At 60.4% G+C, this 19,577-nt stretch carries 11 protein-coding genes and 1 pseudogene; 9 read left to right on the top strand and 3 right to left on the bottom strand.

The window, feature by feature from the left end:
* Positions 1-115 precede the first annotated feature (115 nt).
* The 5 genes and pseudogenes from pdxR (at position 116) to V1294_RS33490 (ending at position 8,222) form a co-directional block, all read left to right on the top strand.
* Positions 116-1,588 (top strand): MocR-like pyridoxine biosynthesis transcription factor PdxR, encoded by a 1,473-nt coding sequence (pdxR, locus tag V1294_RS33510; RefSeq protein WP_334503259.1) that lies wholly within the window; start codon positions 116-118, stop codon positions 1,586-1,588.
* Positions 1,589-1,756: 168 nt separating this feature from the next.
* Positions 1,757-1,981, top strand: a pseudogene (locus V1294_RS33505) (SDR family NAD(P)-dependent oxidoreductase); the annotation flags it as partial.
* Between the two features lie 358 nt (positions 1,982-2,339).
* Positions 2,340-5,444 carry a helicase-related protein gene (locus V1294_RS33500; RefSeq protein WP_334504925.1) on the top strand — a complete coding sequence of 1,035 codons (3,105 nt, stop codon included), beginning with the start codon at positions 2,340-2,342 and terminating at the stop codon, positions 5,442-5,444.
* A 183-nt stretch (positions 5,445-5,627) separates the two neighbouring features.
* On the top strand, positions 5,628-6,035 hold the full coding sequence (locus V1294_RS33495; protein WP_334503256.1) for a hypothetical protein: 408 nt from the start codon (positions 5,628-5,630) through the stop codon (positions 6,033-6,035).
* A gap of 414 nt (positions 6,036-6,449) precedes the next feature.
* The gene (locus tag V1294_RS33490; protein WP_334503254.1) at positions 6,450-8,222 is read left to right on the top strand and encodes an adenylate/guanylate cyclase domain-containing protein; all 1,773 of its coding nucleotides are present in this window, start codon (positions 6,450-6,452) and stop codon (positions 8,220-8,222) included.
* A gap of 230 nt (positions 8,223-8,452) precedes the next feature.
* On the opposite strand, the gene V1294_RS33485 is transcribed toward V1294_RS33490, so the two are convergent.
* On the bottom strand, positions 8,453-10,024 hold the full coding sequence (locus tag V1294_RS33485) for a winged helix-turn-helix domain-containing tetratricopeptide repeat protein (protein WP_334503252.1): 1,572 nt from the start codon (positions 10,022-10,024) through the stop codon (positions 8,453-8,455).
* A 167-nt stretch (positions 10,025-10,191) separates the two neighbouring features.
* On the opposite strand from V1294_RS33485, the gene V1294_RS33480 reads away from it, so the two are divergent.
* Positions 10,192-11,172 (top strand): Bug family tripartite tricarboxylate transporter substrate binding protein, encoded by a 981-nt coding sequence (locus tag V1294_RS33480; protein ID WP_334503250.1) that lies wholly within the window; start codon positions 10,192-10,194, stop codon positions 11,170-11,172.
* On the opposite strand, the gene V1294_RS33475 is transcribed toward V1294_RS33480, so the two are convergent.
* Both V1294_RS33475 and V1294_RS33470 read right to left on the bottom strand, forming a co-directional pair.
* Positions 11,169-11,585 (bottom strand): GFA family protein, encoded by a 417-nt coding sequence (locus V1294_RS33475; protein ID WP_334503248.1) that lies wholly within the window; start codon positions 11,583-11,585, stop codon positions 11,169-11,171. The two genes, V1294_RS33480 and V1294_RS33475, sit on opposite strands and share 4 nt — an antisense overlap.
* Positions 11,586-12,103: 518 nt before the next feature.
* Positions 12,104-12,568, bottom strand: a complete 465-nt coding sequence (locus V1294_RS33470) for a cupin domain-containing protein (RefSeq protein ID WP_334503245.1) — start codon at positions 12,566-12,568, stop codon at positions 12,104-12,106.
* Positions 12,569-13,011: 443 nt separating this feature from the next.
* Here V1294_RS33470 and V1294_RS33465 point away from each other — a divergent pair, with 443 nt between their 5' ends.
* From V1294_RS33465 to V1294_RS33455, 3 genes are all read left to right on the top strand, one after another.
* Positions 13,012-16,179: an alpha/beta fold hydrolase gene (locus V1294_RS33465; protein ID WP_334503243.1), complete on the top strand. Its 3,168-nt coding sequence runs from the start codon at positions 13,012-13,014 to the stop codon at positions 16,177-16,179.
* Positions 16,180-18,049: 1,870 nt separating this feature from the next.
* Positions 18,050-18,811 (top strand): Crp/Fnr family transcriptional regulator, encoded by a 762-nt coding sequence (locus V1294_RS33460; RefSeq protein ID WP_334504923.1) that lies wholly within the window; start codon positions 18,050-18,052, stop codon positions 18,809-18,811.
* Positions 18,812-19,009: 198 nt separating this feature from the next.
* The gene (locus tag V1294_RS33455; RefSeq protein WP_334503241.1) at positions 19,010-19,555 is read left to right on the top strand and encodes a DinB family protein; all 546 of its coding nucleotides are present in this window, start codon (positions 19,010-19,012) and stop codon (positions 19,553-19,555) included.
* The last annotated feature ends 22 nt before the right edge of the window (positions 19,556-19,577 follow it).

The following is a 19,577-nucleotide window of genomic DNA, read 5'->3' as shown; positions in this document are numbered from 1 at the left end:
CCTCGCAGGAACCCGCGACCAGCGCGGAACGAGCAGAAACCTAGCTCTTTACTGGAATGGCAAGATGGTCCACTTTCGCTCATTGTAGCAGACCACTTGTGACTGACTTTTTCCTATGACATTGCGCGGATGGGCCGATCTCTACGCTTGGCAGCTCGATCGGGCGAGCCGCACGCCGCTCACTCGGCAGATCTACATGCAGGTGCGCTCCGCCGTGCTGTCCGGCGCGCTCCGTCCGGGCACGCGGATGCCGTCCTCCCGGGCCATGGCATCGAAGCTCGGCGTGGCGCGTGCATCCGTGGTCTTGGCGTATGAGCACCTGCTCGCCGAAGGCTATGTAGAGAGCCGCCACGGCTCTGGCACGTTCATCGCGGGCGATCTGACCGGCCTTGCATCACGACGTCGCGGCGTTCCGCGCGCGACAAAGCGCGCCGTGCCGATATCGGCGCAGACCTTTTCCGACTTCGAGCGATCGGCGCTGCAGAGCGACGCCCGCCCGTTCAACACCGGCCGCACGCTGATCGATGCCCGGACCGCCGAGACGTGGCGCAGCCTGACCCATCGCGCGGTGCGCCGGTTCGGCGCGAATGACCTCGGCTACACCGATCCCGCCGGCCTGGCCGAGCTTCGCGAGAACATCTGTGACTATCTACGAGCGGCGCGCGCGGTGCGTTGCGACCCCGCGCAGATCGTCATCACGGCCGGCACCCAGCAAGCAATCGATATCGCAGTCCGTGTGCTGCTCGCGCCCGGCGACGAGGTGTGGGTCGAAGATCCTGGTTATCCGCTGACCCACGCGCAATTGCTGCTCGCCAAGGCGCGGCCGCATCCCATTCCCGTCGATGCCCAAGGTCTGGTCGTCGACGCTGGCCTGCGCATGGCACCTCGGGCGCGCGTCGCGTTCGTCACACCCTCGCATCAGTTTCCGACCGGCGTTGCGCTGTCCATGGCGCGGCGCCTGGAGCTGTTGGCGTGGGCGCGGCAGAGCGGCGCGTTCATTGTCGAGGATGACTACACCAGCGAGTTCCGCTATTCGGGGCCGCCGCTCGCATCACTGCAGGGTCTCGATGACACCGAGCAGGTGATTTACGTCGGCACGCTCAACAAGGCGTTATTTCCAGGTCTGCGCATTGGTTACGCCGTGGTGCCGCGCGCACTGCTGCAGGCCTTTGTAGGCACGCGCTATCTCGTCGATCGCCAACCCGCGACGCTGCAGCAGGCGGTCGTTTCCGAGTTCATGCAACAAGGCCATTTCGCTGGGCACATTCGTCGCATGCGCCAGCTATATCGCGACCAGCGCGACGCGCTGGCGGAGACACTGATGCGGCGCGCAGCGGATCGGCTCGAAGTTGCGGTGCCCGATCAGGGCATGCACCTTGTCGCCTATCTGCGCGATGGATCGTCTGACCTCGCTGTCGAGGCCAGCGCCCAACGCGCCGGTATCGTCGTGCGCGCAATCAGCCGTTTCTATCGCGCAGCGCAACCCCGCGCAGGTCTCATGCTGGGGTTTAGCGGGTTTCCGCGGCAGTCGATCGTACCGTCGGCCGCTCGGCTGGCGACACTCCTCGACAAGCGTGTCCGAGCTTAGCTACATGGTCGAAGCCGCTGACGAGCATCACCGGCTGGCGCCGTATTTGAAGCGGACTGCTGGCATGGCGGCGCGGTTCTGGATAGAGCCGGATGGCCGGCATGCAGTAGCAGAGAAACCCTGAGATCGACTTTCGCGAGATTTTTCGCGTTGTTCGATTTTCGACAGACGGGGCTGATCAATCGTCCCGCTCGGCTGGTTTACCTCAGCAGCGGCCTGCATCGCGGCGGGGAGGGTTCGCTGCGGGACCTCGATTGGCCGAAGCGGACCTGGGATCCGGCAAAGGCCTACGCCGAAAGCAAGCTGCAGGTCGTCGCGCTGGCATTCGCAGTGGCGCGACGCTGGCCGCAGGCCTTGAGCAATGCGGTCGATCCCGGCTGGGTGCGCACGAAGCGCCAGAGGCGGAGTTGTAATTCGCCTCAGGTAAAGGGTTTTGCAGATAAGTTCCACGGCCGATGCAACGATAGCTAGGTCGATGTCGACCTCAAAGCCTATGTCGGGATAATTCCAACTGACACGTGGATGATCGGCAAGATCAAGATTTACAGCGCCCGGATGAATCCAAGGAAGCGTAGAAAGTGGATAACTAGTATTTTGTTGGCGATTCGCAGCAGCCAGGTTCTCGAATGACGATGGAAGTCTCGTGAAGAAAAGCAGGAAGGTCGGCGCCAGCGATGCGACCAGGAAAAGCGCGACCAAGAAAGGCAAAAAAATCTCGGGTTCGGCGATCTCGACGTCCTCGCCCCTCGGCATGTTGGCGCTCCATCTTCGCGAGCAGTGGAAAAAGTTCGGTCGTGACGGGTTAGTGTTTCTCGCTGAAGACGAGAACAGGGCCGAGCGGCTCGGCGGCATCGTCCATGCACTTGATCCATCGCTCGATGTTCTCGTGTTCCCTAGATTGAATACGTTGCCCTTCGATGGGCTGGAACCGTCGCGCGAGATCGCGGGCAGGCGGAGTTCGGTCTTGCGCCGTCTTGCCAGAAGAAAGAGGCCCATTCTGCTCATCTCGACGGCAGAGGCGATCATGGAGCGGCTGCCCTTGCCGGCGAGTTGGTCGCGCATCAGCCTAAGCCTCAAGGTGCAAGCGTCGTATGCCGAGCACGACCTCAAGGCACGCATTGCGGAATTGGGCTACGATCTCGACGAAGAGGCTGAATATCCGGGCGCCGCGCTCTTTCACGGCGCGACGTTCGAGATCTTCCCGGCCGGTGCTCTCGGGCCGTACCGGATCGAGCATTCCGGCGGTGCGATCCGCAGAATTGTTGCCGTCGATCCGAATGAGCATGACGTCATCTCCGATTTCAAGGAACTGATTATCGATCCGATGTCGGAACGCCTCGCGCTGGGCGGCGACCGGGCGCAGGGGGCTACCTTCCTGGACTATTGCGATCGGGCGCGATGGTTCGCGGATGCAAAAGTTCCGGCCCACGCTGACAGCTGGCTGAGTACGATCGAGGAGGCGGCCGGCCGCAGGGATTCGGAACGCGAGTATCTGGGGCGAGGGGACTGGAAGAAACTGAAGAAGTGCACGAGTGTGCTTCCTGCCAAGGCGGCGTTTGTAGCCACGCCCGACTTCTCGAAGGTTGCGGCACCGAGGAAAGCGCTTCGCGCGTTCGTGGCCCGTGCGGAACGCGCCGGATCTCGTTTGCTCTTCGTCGCCGCGGTCGAAGACGATCTGCGCGCGATGGAGCGCATGAGTGGGGTCAGGGCGGAGCGTTTCGCCAACTGGGACGAGGCGGTGGAGGCGAGAAGACGCGAGGGCGCGCTGTTGGCCGACTTCGACGCGGGCTTTTTCGCTCCCGGGAAAAAGCAGACCTTGGTTGTGACCGCGTCTGACGTGCTCGGCAGCCGTGCCCATCATCCGCAACCGATGGCCAAAGCCTGGACAGTCGCCTTCAATCACCCGGATATTCCCGAGCGCGGCGCGGCCGTCGTTCATCTCCAGCGTGGGTTGGCTTTACTTGATCGTTTGCAGACCCTCGACATGGGGAACGGTACAAAGCGCGAGATGATCAGGCTCGAATTCGCCGGCGATGATGCTGCGCTTGTTCCGCCTGCCGATCTCGCCTTGATCTGGCCCTACGCTGTAGAGCCCGGTAAGCTCGCGTTAGACAAGGCCGATGGCAGCACGTGGTGGAACAGACGTGGCGAGGCCGAGCAAGAAATCGAAGCAGCGGCCAAGCAGCTTGCGAAACATATCGCCCAACGACGGCGCCGGCGTGCTCCCAAGCTGGTCGCTCCGGGGGCGGCCTATGAAAGATTCGTCGCGCGCTTTCCGTATTTCACGACGGTTGATCAGGCCAAGGCGATCCGGGACGTGCTGGACGATCTGGCGGCTGGTCACCCGATGGACCGGGTGGTCTGTGGTGATGTCGGCTTTGGCAAGACTGAGGTCGCCTTGCGGGCGGCGGCGGCTGTCGCGCTGTCAGGAAAACAGGTCGCTGTTGCGGTTCCGACCACCGTCCTGGCCAGACAGCATGTCGAGACGTTTCGCAAGCGGTTCGGCCCGCTGGGAATCGAAGTGGCGAATTTGTCGCGGTCGGCAACGGCAGCGGAGATAAGAGATACGAAAGAAAACCTCCGTCGCGGCCTACTGAAAGTCGTTATTGGCACACAAGCTCTCGGCTCGACTGACGTGAGGTTTGCCGACCTCGGCCTTGTCATCATCGATGAGGAGCAGCACTTTGGTGCGGCGGAGAAGGCGAAACTTTCGGGTCTTGCGAAGGGCGTTCATACTCTTTGGATGAGCGCCACGCCGATACCGCGCACGCTGGCGGCGGGTCTTGCGGGGTTCAGAGATCTGAGCGTTATTGCTACGCCCCCAGTTCATCGGCTGCCTATCGTCACCAAGGTTGCTCCGCTATCGGACGCCGCGATCGTCGCGGCTTTGCTGCGTGAGCAAAGGCGCCATGGGCAGAGCTTCCTGATTTGCCCCCGTATCCAGGATTTGGAGCCGATGCTGGCAAGGATAAAATTGACTGCTCCGGACCTTCGCATCGTATGTCTCCATGGTCGGTTGCCAGCCGCAGATATCGACGATCGAATGATGAGCTTCGTCGAAGGTGAAGCGGACGTGCTCCTCGCGACCAATATCGTGGAGAGTGGCCTCGACATTCCGCGGGCGAACACCATCGTCATCTGCTGGCCGGAGAAGTTTGGTCTGTCGCAGCTTCATCAGCTAAGGGGCCGCGTCGGACGGGGCGGCACGCGTGCTTTCGCGTATTTGTTAAACGAGTCGAACTCCGAACAATCCGAGAAGCGTTTGGCTGTGCTGGAAGAGCTCAGCAAGCCCGGCGCCGGCTTTGCCATCAGCGAGCGTGATCTGGATCTCCGGGGCGCCGGAGACCTCTTCTCCGAACAGCAGTCTGGCCATCTGCAGGTATTCGGGCCGATGCTCTATAGCCATCTTCTCAAGCGGGCGTCGGAGAAGGACACCGACGGTGGCGCCGAGCTGTGGGTGCCTGATCTGAACCTGCCGATCGCCGACATGCTGCCCACGGGCTACATACAGTCGGACGCTGTTCGCCTGGAAATCTATGGCCGTATTGCCAGATGCCGCACCGAGGATGATCTCGAGGATTTGGACGACGAAACCGCACGTCGTTTCGGCAGGCTGCCGCCGGAAGCGCGAGACTTTTTCGCGGCCGCAAGGCTCAGGCTCGATTGCAAGCGGCGCGGCATTATGAGGCTCGACGTCGGCCCCGAGGCTGTTGCGGCGACGTTTCTCCCTGGTCGGCTTCGCAAGTCGAGAGCGAAGTCGCTGGAGCGCGAAGGCGATCGCGTGGTCTATATCGGCAATCGCAATGCGAAGCCGTTCGAACGAATAAGCGACTTCCTTGAGTTGCTGGACGAGTAGTTGGCTAGACTAGAGCCGTTCCATAACATTCGTTCGGGGCAAACGAGCAGCACTGGTGCCATCGGCAGGCACGCTCTCTGAAGAGACCGACCCTTTTTTCGGTTTCGCACCACCATTCACATTCCACGAAATCTGCGCGCCGCTTCTGCGGCGGCTTGTTGCTGTAACCTCAGGAGAAAAGCAATGAACAAGATCGATCGAAGATCAGCATTGGGAATTGGGTTGGCAACGGTTTCGGCGGCTATGATGAAGCCCGCCGCTGCTCAAACCACGGGCTACAAGGATGCGACGCCGTGGCCTGGTGTCGTGGTGCGTGCTTATGATGGCGAGACACCATCCATCATCCCCGGTTTTAAGACCGTCTCGATGCGCGATGTCATCATGCAACCGGGATCGAAGACTATGGGTCCCCCGATGGAGAATGCCATGGTCTGCCATATCACTGAAGGGGAGATGCGGGTCGAGCAGGAGGGAAAGACCCTTACGGCCAAGAAGAACTATGTCTGGACCTGCAACAAGAACACAAAAGAGCAGGTGTACAACGATGGGAACGTGGTCGCAATCATGCGGATCACAGACCTGAAGGCTTAACTCTCGCTTGTTCGCAAGAGACCAATTGCTGGTGCGGATGGCGTACTCGAAGAGGCGCCATCCGCGCGGAATGCTGCCAATGAGCACACAGGCTGCCCTGAAAGATGCGAGAAGGCGCCGCCGCCGAGATTCTGAGTTGGGTCAGACACGGAAGTTCCGCGGTTTAGGGCCACGTCTGGCTTGCCGCAATGAGCGGACATCGTCAGCTCGACCCGTTACTTCCGACAAGTGCCAAGTTCCGGACTCGTGCAACGCTGGTTGAATGACGATGGCGTTCCTCATCGCGGTGGCGCTGGGATCCGCATCCGGCATCAGCGCAAGGTCCGAGTCTCTCGGCCGGCCATCCCGCGTGAATTATCCCAGAGGCATAGCATTCCGTGATAACATGAAGAGGAACTGGGGAAACCGACCCCAATGGCCTCAGATCAGACCAAACGCAAGCTCGCCGCTATTCTCGCCGCCGATATTGCCGGCTATAGCCGGCTGATGGGTGCGGACGAGGAGGGCACGCTTGCTCGCCTCAAGGTGCTTCGCAACGAGCTGATCGATCCAAAGAACAAGCAACATCGCGGCCGCATCGTGAAAACGACCGGCGATGGAATTCTAATTGAGTTTCCAAGCGTGGTGGATGCAGTACGCTGCGCGATCGAGGTTCAGCAGGGCATGGTTGACCGCAATGCCGACGTGCCGCAGGAAAAGCGAATTGAGTTTCGCGTCGGGGTTAACCTTGGCGACGTGATGATCGAACGCCGAGACCTCTATGGCGATGGCGTAAACATCGCGGCGCGACTTGAGGCGCTGGCCGAACCCGGCGGCATATGTATCTCTCGTACAGTCCTCAGTCACGCGCGCGATAAGGTGCCTTTCGACGTCGAGGACGCGGGCGAACAAACGCTGAAGAATATCGCGCGGCCTGTCCACGTTTACCGTATCATCATCGATCCCAGCCAGCGGCCCGCGACGCGCAAAGCTGAGATCCCGGCGCTCGCCTTGCCCGACAAACCGTCCGTCGCCGTGCTGCCATTCACCAACATGAGCGGCGACCCCGAGCAAGAGTTCGTCTCCGACGGGATCGCGGAGGATGTGATCACGGCACTATCGCACTATCCCTCGCTGTTCGTCATCGCCCGGAACTCGTCCTTCACCTACAAGGGTCGAGCGGTCGACGTGAAACAGGTCGGACGCGAGCTCGGCGTACGCTATGTGCTCGAAGGTAGCGTGCGCAAGGCCGGCAATCGGATCCGCGTCACTGCGCAATTAATAGAGGCGGGAACCAGCAACCATGTGTGGGCCGAGCGCTACGACCGCGATCTCGCCGATATTTTCGCGATGCAGGACGAACTCACCGAAGCGCTGACGACCGCCCTGGCCCCCGCCATTGCAGACGCCGAGCTGCGGCGCGCCATGCGCAAGCCACCGGAGAGCCTTGATGCCTGGGCGGCCTATCAGCGCGGTCTGTGGCATCTGAGCAAAGCTACCCCAGACGACGATGCGACGGCAGAGAGTTTTTTTAAGCAGGCAATCGATCTCGACCCGACCTTCGCCGGCGGCTACAGCGCGCTCGCCTTGTATCAGCTGCAAGCGGCCGCGATCTACCAGAAGCTGGATCTGCCAAACGCGCAACGCTCGGCCGAAGCCCTGGCCCGTCGCGCGGTCGCGCTCGATGGCGCCGATGCAGAATCCCGTTCATGCCTCGGCTGGGCCCTGCAAGCGCGCGGCGACGCCGACGGTGCGTTGGCGGAGATCGAGCGAGCTCTCTCAATGAGTCCAAATCTGGCCATCGCGCATGGCCACAGAGGCGCGACGCTGATTTTCGCAGGACGGCCAAGGGAAGGACTCGCGGCTCTCGAAACCTGCATCAGGCTCGATCCCCGCGATCCGTATCTAGCAGTACGTTTGTTGCACGTTGCGTGTGGTCTGTATTTCTGCAGCGAATACGAGGCTTCGATCGAAGCCTCGAAACGGCTGATCCGGTCGTATCCCGATTTTCCGATGATCTACCGCTGGCCCGCGGCGGCGCTGGGCCAGCTTGGGCGCACAGCGGAAGCAAGGGAGGCATTGGAGAAGGCCATCTCCCGCGCACCGGCGGCGTTTGACATGTATGTCCGCAAGAGAACTCCGTGGTTTCGTCCGGAGGACCACGCTCATCTCGTCGAGGGTTTGCGCAAGGCCGGCTGGAAGGGTTGAGGCCGCATTGACGTCCGTCGCCGTACCCGATCCGGACGGCCGGTGATTTACAGGCGAGTGTCCGATATGGGTCAAAAGCGCAGTTTTGGCCGCGCGCCAATCACTTCCGGTCTGCCCCGACAAGCGGACAATTTCCGAGCCGGTTGGCAGGTCTGAAAAGTGCCAACAGCGGTCATTCGTGGGAGTCGGTCCTTTTTGACCTATCCAGAAAGAGAATGCCTGCTCGCCGATCACGCCTCCGGTAGCCCTGCCTTTCGCATGCCTTTGGCAATCCGCGCACGCTGTGCGAGACACGTCGGGTTGTCGGTTGGCGAACTGGCGTGGAAGTGGGAGAGTGTGAAATTGGGATCGATGGCCAGTCCCGTCTGTAACGAAGCCCGCGCTTCCTCGATCCGGCCGAGATGAGCCAACGCCGCGGCAAGGTAGACGTGAACGAACGCGGCGACATTCGGATTTGTCTCGATGGCCCGCTTGAACCAGTAGACAGCAGCTTCATCGGCCGCAAGATATGACTTCGCGACAGCGGCATTAATCATCCAAGTGAATGCCCTATTGTCGCGGGGAGAAAGCCGAAATGCCTGCATGATGTAGGCTTCGGTTTCCTCGGCTCGATCCAGATAACATTTGCCAAGCCCAATCCACGCATAAGCGGTGGCTAGATTTCGATCCAGCGCCAACGCGCGCTCACATTCGGCGATGCCCTGAGCGGCACGTTTGGTAAAAATTTGGACGATGCCAAGGAGGCAATGCGCGGTGGCGTGGTTTGGCAGGTACGCGAGCACCTTGGCCAAAGCCATCTCCGCCGCCAGGAGCCGTGCAGTGCGGTCGCCGGTCTGCATGGAAGTTCCCCGCATGGCATCGACGAACGCCATGCCAACCATCGCCTCAACGTTGCCGGCGTCCAGGCAGAGGGCCTGTTCGAAGAACTTACGCGCTTGCGATAAGTTTGCAGGGTCTGATCCCCGGTGCACGCTCGCCATGCCCTGGAAATACAGGTCCATCGAATCCAGATGTGGCGCCCGCGCCGCTCGTCGTGCCTCGGCCGTGACCAACTCCGTTCCGAGCTGATTGGCAAGGCGGGCGCCGATCTCGTCCTGCATGTCGAAGAGATCGGCGATAGGCTTGTCGAACCGTTCGGCCCAGAGATGGTTGCCCGTTTCGGCATTGATGAGCTGAACGTTGATGCGCATGCGGCCTTCACCACGCTGCACGGACCCCTCAAGGACATAGCGAACGCCGAGTTCCCGACCGATTTGCTTCAGATCGACATGCCTTCCCTTGTAGGTGAAAGCAGTGTTGCGACCAATCACGAAGATGCCAGCCATGCGCGACAGATCCGTGGTCAGGCTCTCGGTCACGCCGTCGGCGAAATATTCCTGTTCGGAATCAGGGCTTAAATTGGTGAACGGCAAAACCACCAGCGAGGGTCTATCAGGAACGGCAAGGCCCGGTTTCGGCGCGCCGCTCGCGAGCGTTGCGCCCGCCGGGCCGGGCGTTTCGTGCACCGTGCCGATGAAGCGGACGCCCTTGCGCGGAAATGTCTTGATGAGGCGCTGTTCATCTCCGGAATCGCCAATCGCCTTCCGCGCCGCATTCAGCCGGGTAGTCATGGCCACATCCGAAACGACGCGGCCTTCCCAGATGGCACTTATGAGGTCGTCCTTGCTGACGACGCGTTCCCGATTGCCGATCAGATAATCGAGCAAGTCGAATACCTTAGGCGCAACAGCAATCAAATCCGTCCCGCGCCGAAGTTCGCGGCGGGCGGTATCGAATGAAAAATCTTCAAAGAAATAGCGCAAGCCACCTCCTCAGCCGGCGGCCGATCTTCGCAATCCCATACCTGAGCGCAAGAATAAGCTGTCGGTAAGGAAAAAGTAAGCCGGCGACCAAGCAAGTCCATCCTTACGGTGGTACTCCTAGAGGTAGAGTCCTGGAGAAATTGAGATGAGATCGGGGAGACAGTTGGATGATCACTCGTCGTGACATATTGACCAGGTCAGCGGCCGGTATCGCGCTCTCCGCTGCGGGTCTCGTTCAGCCGGTCATCGCGCAACCACTCACAAGAACCGCGCATATATTGACGGGCTTCACGCCAGGGTTGCAGGACGCCCTGGCAAGGCTCATTGCCGGCCAGATGAACGACTATGCGGAGACCATTGTGGTCGAGACCCGGCCGGGTGCGGCTGGTCGTGTCGCGGTGGAAGCCGTGAAGACCGCTAACGCAGACGGATCGGTCATGCTGCTCGCGCCGCTCGGATTCATGATGCTCTTTCCGCACGTCTACAAGACACTCAGATACGAGCCGCGGGATTTCACCCCAGTGTCGACCGTCGCCTCAACCCCAACCTTGCTGACGGTAGGTCCGAAGGTGCCGGGTGACATAAGGACCCTTGCAGATTTCGTCGCCTGGTGCCGCGCCAACCCAAAGCAGGCCACCTACGGCACGGCGGGTGCCGGCACCACGCTGCATTTCCTCGGTGCGATGCTGGGCCGCACCGCGGGCTTCGATTTTCTTCACGTACCCTATCAAGGCAATGGCTCGATCCAAGATTTGCTCAAAGGGGAGATCGCATCAGCCATCATGCCAGTCGGCAGCTCCCTGGGCCTCGTCCGATCCGGAGATCTTCGTGCGCTGGCGACCACCGGACCGCACCGCAGTCCGTTTCTTCCCGCTGTACCAACGGTGGGGGAAGCTGGATATCCGTCGCTTGAGGACCTCACGTGGTATGGAGTCTTCGTTCCAGCGAAGACGCCAGCAAATATCGTCGAAAAGCTCAATGCTGCCATCCAAGGGGCCCTGCGCACCGACGAGGTAAAGTCCGGCATGGCAAAATTAGCAGTCGAACTTGGCGCGATCTCCATGGGGGATTTTGCCCGGCTGGTCGCATCGCAATCCGAACGATGGAAAGCGATCGTGCAGGCAACCGGATTCGTCCCGACGGATTAAAGGTCGTTCGGGTGGTAGTTTTCGCGGAAGTGCTTAGCGGCACCCTCAATTTGAACCCAGTCATGTTTCGATTGCTCAAAAACCGATATGACGGGGGCTGGGTATTTTGGATTTGCCATCGCGCCGACTGCAACACCGATCATGGAAGGCAAGTTAGTGACTTTCCAATAGACTGTTGATCCGCACTGTGGACAAAAATAGTTATGCATTTCCCCGCCGCTTGCGGCGGCATGCGTGAACTCTTTTGAGGTTCCTGAAATGGTGACAACCTCTGCGGGGTAATAAGCGCCTACACCGAACGGCGCGCCGGTTCGGCGTTGACAGTCGATGCAGTGACAAGCAACGACTATCTTGGACGGTTCTTCCGGAAGCGAGAGGGTGACTGCACCGCAGTTGCACCTTGCGTAGCCCATAGTAAGAGTTCCCCATCGTCTTCCGAGTCTCACTCGCAAAGTAGTAGACCAGCAGGTTGTCTGAACGGGTGACAACCACATGGCAAGATTTGTTGCAGGGACGGTCGTTGGTCTGGCAGTTGGCCTCGGTGGCTCGTGCGAAAGCCGACATAATTGTAACGAGCGACATTGGATGGCTCTCTGGCTGGCGCGTGAAGGTCGGCGGTGTATTGGTTTGTAAAGACCCGCATGCTCTCATCTGACGCCCCCATAAAATAATCTCGCGAGGTCGTTCTGCACCTTTCAGGTTAGCATAGAATGGCAGCATCCCGGCCACACGTTAAGCGCTGCAAAACGCACCACGTCCGCTACGGGTCAATCGCGTCATTTTGGCTCTCGGCCGGCTATTTCCGCTCTTCCCCCTTTAAGCGGACGTCGTATTGGCCGGTCGTCATGTCTCAAAGGTGCCATTACCTGCCGTCAGTCGCGCCAGAAAAAGCCCGGCCGTTAAGCCAGGCTCTCCCGCTGGCGTATTTATTTCACTGCGTCTTCTTGCGCGGGTCGTCAGCCGGGTTGATGTAGTCGATGCCTGCTGGCCCGAGATACTGAATTTGGACGATCGCCTCCTCGTTCCCTGTCCAAGCGTAATGTGGGTGTTTTGCCGGGTGCGTATACAACGAACCCGCCTTCAACATCTCGCTTTTCTTTTCTAACTTTTCACCCTCGCCGGTCCCGAAGGTACCGCTGATCACGGTGGCAACCTCGACAAAGGGATGAGTGTGTGGCGGAATTTGATAGTTGGGTGGAAACTTAACGCGTTGGACGACCATCTCAGCTTTTGTCGGATCGCCCAGAATGGTCGTGAATTGAGCACCCTTCGGAAGGGTCGGGCTGTCCTTCCAAGTCAGCGCATCGGGTTTCACCACGATCCCCATCATGGCATCTTGCGCTAATGCCGAACCCGCCAACGCGATCAAGCCTACCAAGATCAGAAGCTTTTTCATGGAAGTCCTCCCTGGCATGGTTGACTAAAAGTTCTGCGCGCCGCGACCGACACGCGTTCCAACGACGCGCCAAAGGTTCGTAACATTAGGGCAGTCAATGAGCGGCGGCTATATAAAATTGAGCACTACGAGTGACCTCGATGCGCGCCCAGCCGCCTATGTCGGGCCTGGTTCCCAAACCATTTGGGGGAACGTGCTTGCGCCGGGCTTAGTGAACGGAGGGCTTCGCCTCGGCACTCGGTTGACGGAAGGCGCAGAGGACCGCTTAGGGTCAATCGCGTCGTCTTGCCCCTCTGCCAGCCACTTCCGGTCTACCCCGATTAACGGACATCGCCACGCTGGCCGGGTTGGTCCGTTCCGTGCCAAGAGCCGACGTCATGCGCGACCTCCCGCATCGGCCGTGGTATTGTGCTGGTTTGAACGGGCCCACCGGGAGGTGGGACATGGATATTGAGGCTTGGCTGCGCGGGTTAGGGCTGGAGCAGTACGTTACGGCCTTTCGTGAGAACAACGTCGAGGCCGATGTGCTCCTGCGGCTAACGGCCGAAGACCTTAAGGACATTGGGGTCCGATCGGTGGGGCACCGCCGAAAGCTTCTGGCGGCAACTGCGGAGCTGCGGAGCAGATCCTTCCGAACCTCCGTCGAAGGTGTCGACGAGCCTGCGCATTTCATTGAACACGCACTGGAGGCGCGGGCAGGAGCCGAGCGTCGGCAGCTGACCGTTATGTTCATTGATCTCGTCGGCTCCACTGCGCTCGCGTCCAGGCTCGATCCGGAGGAGATGCGCGACCTGATCCATCTCTATCAAGGAGCGGTCTCTGCGGACGTCACACGGTTCGGAGGTCACATTGCCAAATACATGGGCGATGGAGTGCTCTGTTATTTCGGTTGGCCGCGCGCGCATGAGGACGATGCCGAGCGAGCGGTGCGCGCTGGCCTCGCCGCCGCCCGCTCCGTTGGGGACATTTCGAGACCCCATGGCCAGCGCCTTGCGGCACGGGTCGGGATTGCGACCGGGCTGGTCGTAGTCGGTGACTTGGCCGGCGTCGGGTCGGCCCAAGAGCGCGCGGTCACCGGCGATACCCCAAACCTTGCCGCGCGGCTGCAGGCCTGTGCCGAGGCCGGACAGGTTCTGGTTGCGGAGAGCACGCGGCGCCTGCTGGGCGGGCTTTTCGAGTTTTCCGAGCGTGACAGCCTGCTGCTCAAGGGCTACGACCACCCGATCTGCGCCTATGCCGTCGCCGGCAGCCGGGCGCCCGAGAGCCGTTTTGGTGCGCTGCGTGGACCTGGCCTTACGCAACTGGTCGGACGCGCACACGAGCTGAAAATCCTGTGCGACGCATGGGCCGCGGCCGCGAACGGCCGGGGGCAGGTGGTCCTGCTTGTCGGCGAGCCCGGGATCGGCAAATCGCGACTGATCGAGGCCCTGAGGCAGCGGCTCGGCCGCGCGCCCCGCTCGCGCCTCGAATATCAAGGCTCACCACTCCACGCCCAGACTGCGCTCCATCCCTTCGCGAGCGAGCTCGCACGGGCCGCCGGCTTCCGCCTCGAAGATGGCCTCACAGCTCGGCACGCAAAGCTTTGCGCGCTACTCGAGCACCGGCTAGGGACAAGAGCCGAGGCTGCTGCGCCCGTTCTTGCGAGCCTTCTCGGCGTGCCCTCGCTCTCCGCGGACCTTACGCCGCAGCAGCTCAAGGCGAAGATGCTTGCGATGCTCGCGGCGCAGGTGGAGACCTTGGCGCAGCGCGGGCCGCTCCTTCTTGTGTTTGAGGATGCGCATTGGGCGGACCCGAGCTCCCTTGAGCTGCTTGGACGGTTGGCTGAAACGGTAGCTGGCCTCTCCATTCTGATGATCGTCAGTCATCGGCCCGAGTTCTCGCCGGCGTGGGGTGATCTCCCGCACGTGCTTTCGCTGAGGCTTGATCGGTTGAACCGCCGTGAGGCCGCAGCGCTTGTCGAAGAGACGGCAGGCGCCGGACGCCTGAAGCCGGCGGCCGTCGAGCGTATCGTCGCCCGTGCGGATGGAGTGCCACTCTTTATCGAGGAGCTGTCGCGGGTAGTTCTTGAGAGCGCGCAGCGCAGCGATGCCGAGCCTAGCCTCTGCGAAGGCTCGCAGGTAGCTCACGCGGAGATTCCTAGCACTCTGAGCGACCTGTTGTCGGCCCGGCTGGACCGCCTCGGTTCAACAAAGGAGGTTTTGCAAGTCGGCGCCGCGATCGGGCGGGAGTTCTCCCACGACCTGGTTGTCGCGGTATCGCGAAGCGACGTCGGTGCTGTCGGTGAGGCCCTGGACCACGCTGTCGCGAGCGGCCTCATTGTCCGCGAGGGTGTGGGCACGGCGGCGACATACCGGTTCCGCCATGCTCTCATTCAGGAGGCGGCCTACGCCTCCATCCTGAAAAGCCGGCGTCGGTCGCTGCACGTCCGCATCGCCGAATCGGCCGAGACGCACCTGTCCGAGCTTTCTGGACCACGGCCAGAATGGCTTGCGCGACACTATGCCGAGGCGGGGGAGACGATTCGGGCGGCAGGTCTTTGGCTCGAGGCCGCCCGGCTGGCGAAGGCTACGTTCGCCACCCGTGAAGCTGCTTCTCACCTCACCGCCTGTCTCGACGCGACCCGGTCTGAGGTCGAACCGTTGCCGGAGCTTCGCCGCTTCCGCACCGACGCATTGATCATGCTTGGCGACCTCGCGAGTCTTGCAGAGAATATTGCTGCGGCAAACGAGTATTATCGCCAGGCAATCGAGGAGGTCGCCGATCCCGCAGTACGCGAAGGCATCGAGAAAAAGCGCCACCACTGCCGAATCGCGAAGCGTGGCTTGGCGCGCATTGCCTATTACGAGCATGGCGCGGGTGACATCACGCTCCTCTTCGTCAGCACTCAGGCGCTCGGATTGGCCATGTTCCAGCCTGTGCTCGAGCGCCTCTGCGATGAGTTCAGGGTTGTCACCATCGATCCGCGCGGGTCCGGTCGCTCAAACGCGCTGCAGAGGCCCTACACGATCGCCGAGCATGCGAGCGACGCGCTCGCCGTGATACGCGAACTTGGGGCGTCGAAGCTGATCGGTGTCGGAATCTCGATGGGAGCCAACGTCCTGTTTCGAGTGGCGCATCAAGGGGCGGAGTTCCTGAGTGGTATCGTTACGATCGGCGCGCCTTCGGCCGGCCAAGGCCAGGAACATTTCTCAGAACATTGGATCGCGCTTCAGGAAGAGATGCGACGCACCGGGGAGGTGGAGCCTATGCTGCGGCTCCACGTCGGCGAGGTCTTCTCGGAGCCCGAAATGCATGAAATGCTGGATTCCGTCGTTCGATCCAGGCTCAGGCTTCCGAAGGAGACGCTCCTGAGTTTCTTCCTGGACGCGACGGACGGCGACGTGACAGGCATTCTCCCACTCGTGCACACGAAGACGCTTGTCACGCATGGCGGAGAGGATCGGCTCGTCTCATTCGCGGCCGCGGAGTTGACTGCATCGTTGCTTCCCGACGCAACGCTGCACATATTCGAAGCCAAGGGTCACTTGCCTCTTTTCACGGACACCGCCGAGTTCTGCCACGTCGTTCGGGCCTTCGCGCGCAGTCTCGCCTCGAGCCGCCCGGTTAAATGACGGCGTTACCGCTCTACTTGCCGGCCAATCCCAAGCTGAAATGCAGGCAAACGCGACAGCAGTCAGTATGTGTCCCTTGCGGGCCACGGCAATGGATCTTAGAGCGATCGTCCCGAAGCAGGCACGGCAGACCAAGTGACCGCTCCGGGGTCATTCGCGTCGCTCTGACTGTGCTCCGTTCACTTCCGGTCTTCCCCGACTAGCGGACATCGCCAGAGCCGGTCGGCATGTCGCAAAAGTGCCAACAGGAGACATCGCAGTCAGTAGCGTTGCGCCAAGGCTGCCTGTTCAGTCCTCGACATTTAAGACCACGATGGCGTAGCCACCATCATGACCGACATCGTGACAAACCCAAACGCGAAGAAAACCGGTTCCAGCGAAAAGATCACGTAGCGATCGAGATTTCCGAAGAACGACCAGACGCGAAGCTGTCCCGTCGTCAGCCACTCGAGAAGGCGACTGCCGAAATCCAGATGAGGAAAAGGGCCAGAGCCAGACATATGTAGGTTCGAGCCAGCGCGGGAAACGCATTTCAGCCGCAACGGTTATCGCGCCATTCGTGACGCGCGGATTGATGGCGTTCTTACAGGTAACCAAGAACGCATGGTGCAGCGGAAAATCTTGAGCGCGCGCTGTCCCCACTAGCGTTACCTGGGCACCTTCCGCATCAGCATCAAATCAGGCGAACGTAGGTGACGGCATGATCCTCGTCCTACGGTGAGCGTTGGACCGGCAGGCGCGAGATCAGCGACTTGCGGATTGAGTTGCGGCTCTTTCATACGTCCCCTCGGTTTTTGGCGAAACGCGTCAGAAAGGACAGCTATTCCCAATGACGTAGGGAACCCCCGTGAATGTATGCCGCAACCGCTGGCTGGTCCTCGTATTCAACATGAGTAGGAGACGGATATCGGTGCTACGCGACGCTTGTGAAGAGAGCACCTTTTGCTGCGTCAGTGCTTCCGCGCGGCAACTGCATCGAGACTGCGATTTGCACTTACTCTCTTCCTTTACTCGCCGCGCGGCCCCCCGCGCTCACATTTATCCGTTCGTACAATGAGGACTTAACGTTGAGCCGACGCACCGTTGGAATGCCCGAGGCCGATGAATTGAAAGACATGACGAGGTTGTTAGCGAGCTTATGGGAAGCCGCGCAACGGCTTCCTGAGGGATCAGAGCGGCAGGATGCGTTCAGACAGATTGGTAGCTTTCATAGGCGGGTGGCGGCATTAATTGCACGCCCCCTTTAGGCTCTCAGGGATGTCGTGTCGGGCTCTGCGGTGGCTACCGATCCAACTCGCGCCGGAAGATTGCGTTTTGGAAGTTGGCGAACTTGATAAGACTGGCATTATGCCATTGGGTTTTCCATGCCGTCGAAAATTGGGGGTTTGGTACAATGCTTGGGCCGATGAGCCGATTTTGATTTGTCCGACGCACTGGAGGACCTGGCGCGCGCCAACAAGTTGGTAAGCTGATTTTGCGGGGCACGCGCCCTTTTTGAACCACGTTATGAGGACAGCGCTTTGTTTCGCTATATTGCCATTCCCACGCTTGCGCTCGGTCAAGGCGCAACACCGGCAAAGCGACCGACCGTCGGCGCGAAGCCGCTCGTTCAGGTGATGCCGAGGGCGCGTTACCCATGCACATTTGACAGTTGCGTCCGGCAGCCATTTGCATCTAACCCGCCTCACGATGCTGCGAGCAGAAAATCCGCCTCGCAGCCAAACCGTTTGGAGTTTGTTTTTCCGAGTGAAAGTGTCTCGAAAGTGAGTTTATTATCGGTGCGCGTAGAGGATAAACCTATGTTGAGACTGCCATTCCGCGACGCTCCAAATGGAGCAGGCTGCGGATGCCTCACCGCTGGTTCCCCGCGGTGACGGCTCCCGGCGGAATTTCTAACGGCCTTCTTGCAGCGCTGCCGGCGACGGACCTCGATTTTCTGAGGCCCGAGCTAACGATGGTCGCGCTCGATCAGGACGCGGTCCTTTCGCGCGCGGGTGAGCCGATAGAGTATGTCTTCTTCCCTCATGGCGGGGCCATCTCGTTGATGATCGACATGGCGGACGGACAGACGGTAGCCACAGCCGCAGTCGGACGCGAGGGGGCCGTAGGCATGCTCTCGGTGCTCGGGCCGTCACCGTCGGCCGCTACTGCAGTCGTCCGCGCGGCGGGCGCCGCCGCGCGGATCTCTGCGTCGCGTTTTCACGCCGCTTTCAACCGCAGTCCGGCGATCCGGAATTTGGTCCAGAATCACGTCAGGGCGATGCTGATACAGTTCCAGCTCGGCTTGGCCTGCAATGCGCTGCACCCGGTCGAAGCCCGCATGGCTCGCTGGCTACTCCAGCTTCGCGACCGCATCGACCACGAAATACTCCCGATCACCCAGCAGGCGCTTTCGCAAATACTCGGTGTACGACGAACGACGGTGACGCTCTTGATGCGCAATCTGCGCGCGCGTGGGGCGATCAGGTCTGATCAACGAGGCCGAATCGAGATCGACCGATTGCGGCTCGCGGCGGCAGCGTGCGAATGCCACGATACCATGCGTCTCGAAGTCGAGGAGATCTTCTCGATCAATATGCCCGATCTCGCGCGGTGGCGCGTCTCAGGAGTTGAATCGGGCGATGCGATATGAGGGCGTTTCGGCCCGACCGACCACTATCCCGCTTGCTGAGGTAAGAGAGAGCGTTAGCGGTCAGCCAATTTCGGCTGCGGGTCAAAGGCGGCATCCCCAGGTCTTTGAACGCATGTCGTCCTTGCCCCTGAAAGCGGACCAACGCACATTTATGAGTACACGCCCTAATGCTAATTGTGAGCATCGAGGCTTCACCCCATGACTTCAGAGCAGTTTCGGCAATTTGCAAGATATAACCGCTGGGCCAATGCTCGACTGTATGCGGCTGCTCTCGATCTATCGGAGATCTCATATCGACTCCACATTGGAGTCTTCTTTGGCAACCTGCACGGAACTCTGAACCATCTGCTACTCACCGACCGCCTTTGGCTGAAGCGGCTGACTGGGGAAGGGGACCATCCAAAGCAGCTTAATGCTATTTTGTATGAGGATCGTGCTGAACTTACTCGAGCCCGAATTGCAGAAGATGAACGGCTGATCGAGGTGGTCGAAAAACTTGATGATACTACCTTAAAGGGCCTTCACAGTTATCGGACCACATCCGGAATGCCGAAATCCCAAGTTCTCTCCGATATTCTGATGCACATCTTCAATCACCAGACTCACCACCGGGGACAGGCACATGCTTGCCTTTCAATTTTAACAGGAAGCGAACCACCTTCGCTGGACTTGCTGGTCTTTCAGAGGGGCGGTACAGCCCCCGATCTTGAAAAGCTGCTGCGCTCTACGTATCCCCCACGATAAGGGTCACTGCCAATATAGTTTT

Source organism: Bradyrhizobium sp. AZCC 1678, assembly GCF_036924765.1.
In the GTDB taxonomy this organism is placed as follows: Bacteria; Pseudomonadota; Alphaproteobacteria; order Rhizobiales; family Xanthobacteraceae; genus Bradyrhizobium; species Bradyrhizobium algeriense.
The sequence above is the reverse complement of the archived record's forward strand: the minus strand, read 5'-3'. Positions and strand labels throughout refer to the sequence as shown.

Excerpts from the sequence above, each read along its gene's own strand:
- V1294_RS33490 (WP_334503254.1), top strand. The coding sequence starts at position 6,450 with ATGGCCTCAGATCAGACCAAACGCAAGCTCGCCGCTATTCTCGCCGCC.
- V1294_RS33480 (WP_334503250.1), top strand. The coding sequence starts at position 10,192 with ATGATCACTCGTCGTGACATATTGACCAGGTCAGCGGCCGGTATCGCG.
- V1294_RS33470 (WP_334503245.1), bottom strand. The coding sequence starts at position 12,568 with ATGAAAAAGCTTCTGATCTTGGTAGGCTTGATCGCGTTGGCGGGTTCG.
- pdxR (WP_334503259.1), top strand. The coding sequence starts at position 116 with ATGACATTGCGCGGATGGGCCGATCTCTACGCTTGGCAGCTCGATCGG.
- V1294_RS33500 (WP_334504925.1), top strand. The coding sequence starts at position 2,340 with ATGTTGGCGCTCCATCTTCGCGAGCAGTGGAAAAAGTTCGGTCGTGAC.
- V1294_RS33455 (WP_334503241.1), top strand. The coding sequence starts at position 19,010 with ATGACTTCAGAGCAGTTTCGGCAATTTGCAAGATATAACCGCTGGGCC.
- V1294_RS33465 (WP_334503243.1), top strand. The coding sequence starts at position 13,012 with ATGGATATTGAGGCTTGGCTGCGCGGGTTAGGGCTGGAGCAGTACGTT.
- V1294_RS33495 (WP_334503256.1), top strand. The coding sequence starts at position 5,628 with ATGAACAAGATCGATCGAAGATCAGCATTGGGAATTGGGTTGGCAACG.
- V1294_RS33475 (WP_334503248.1), bottom strand. The coding sequence starts at position 11,585 with ATGGGCTACGCAAGGTGCAACTGCGGTGCAGTCACCCTCTCGCTTCCG.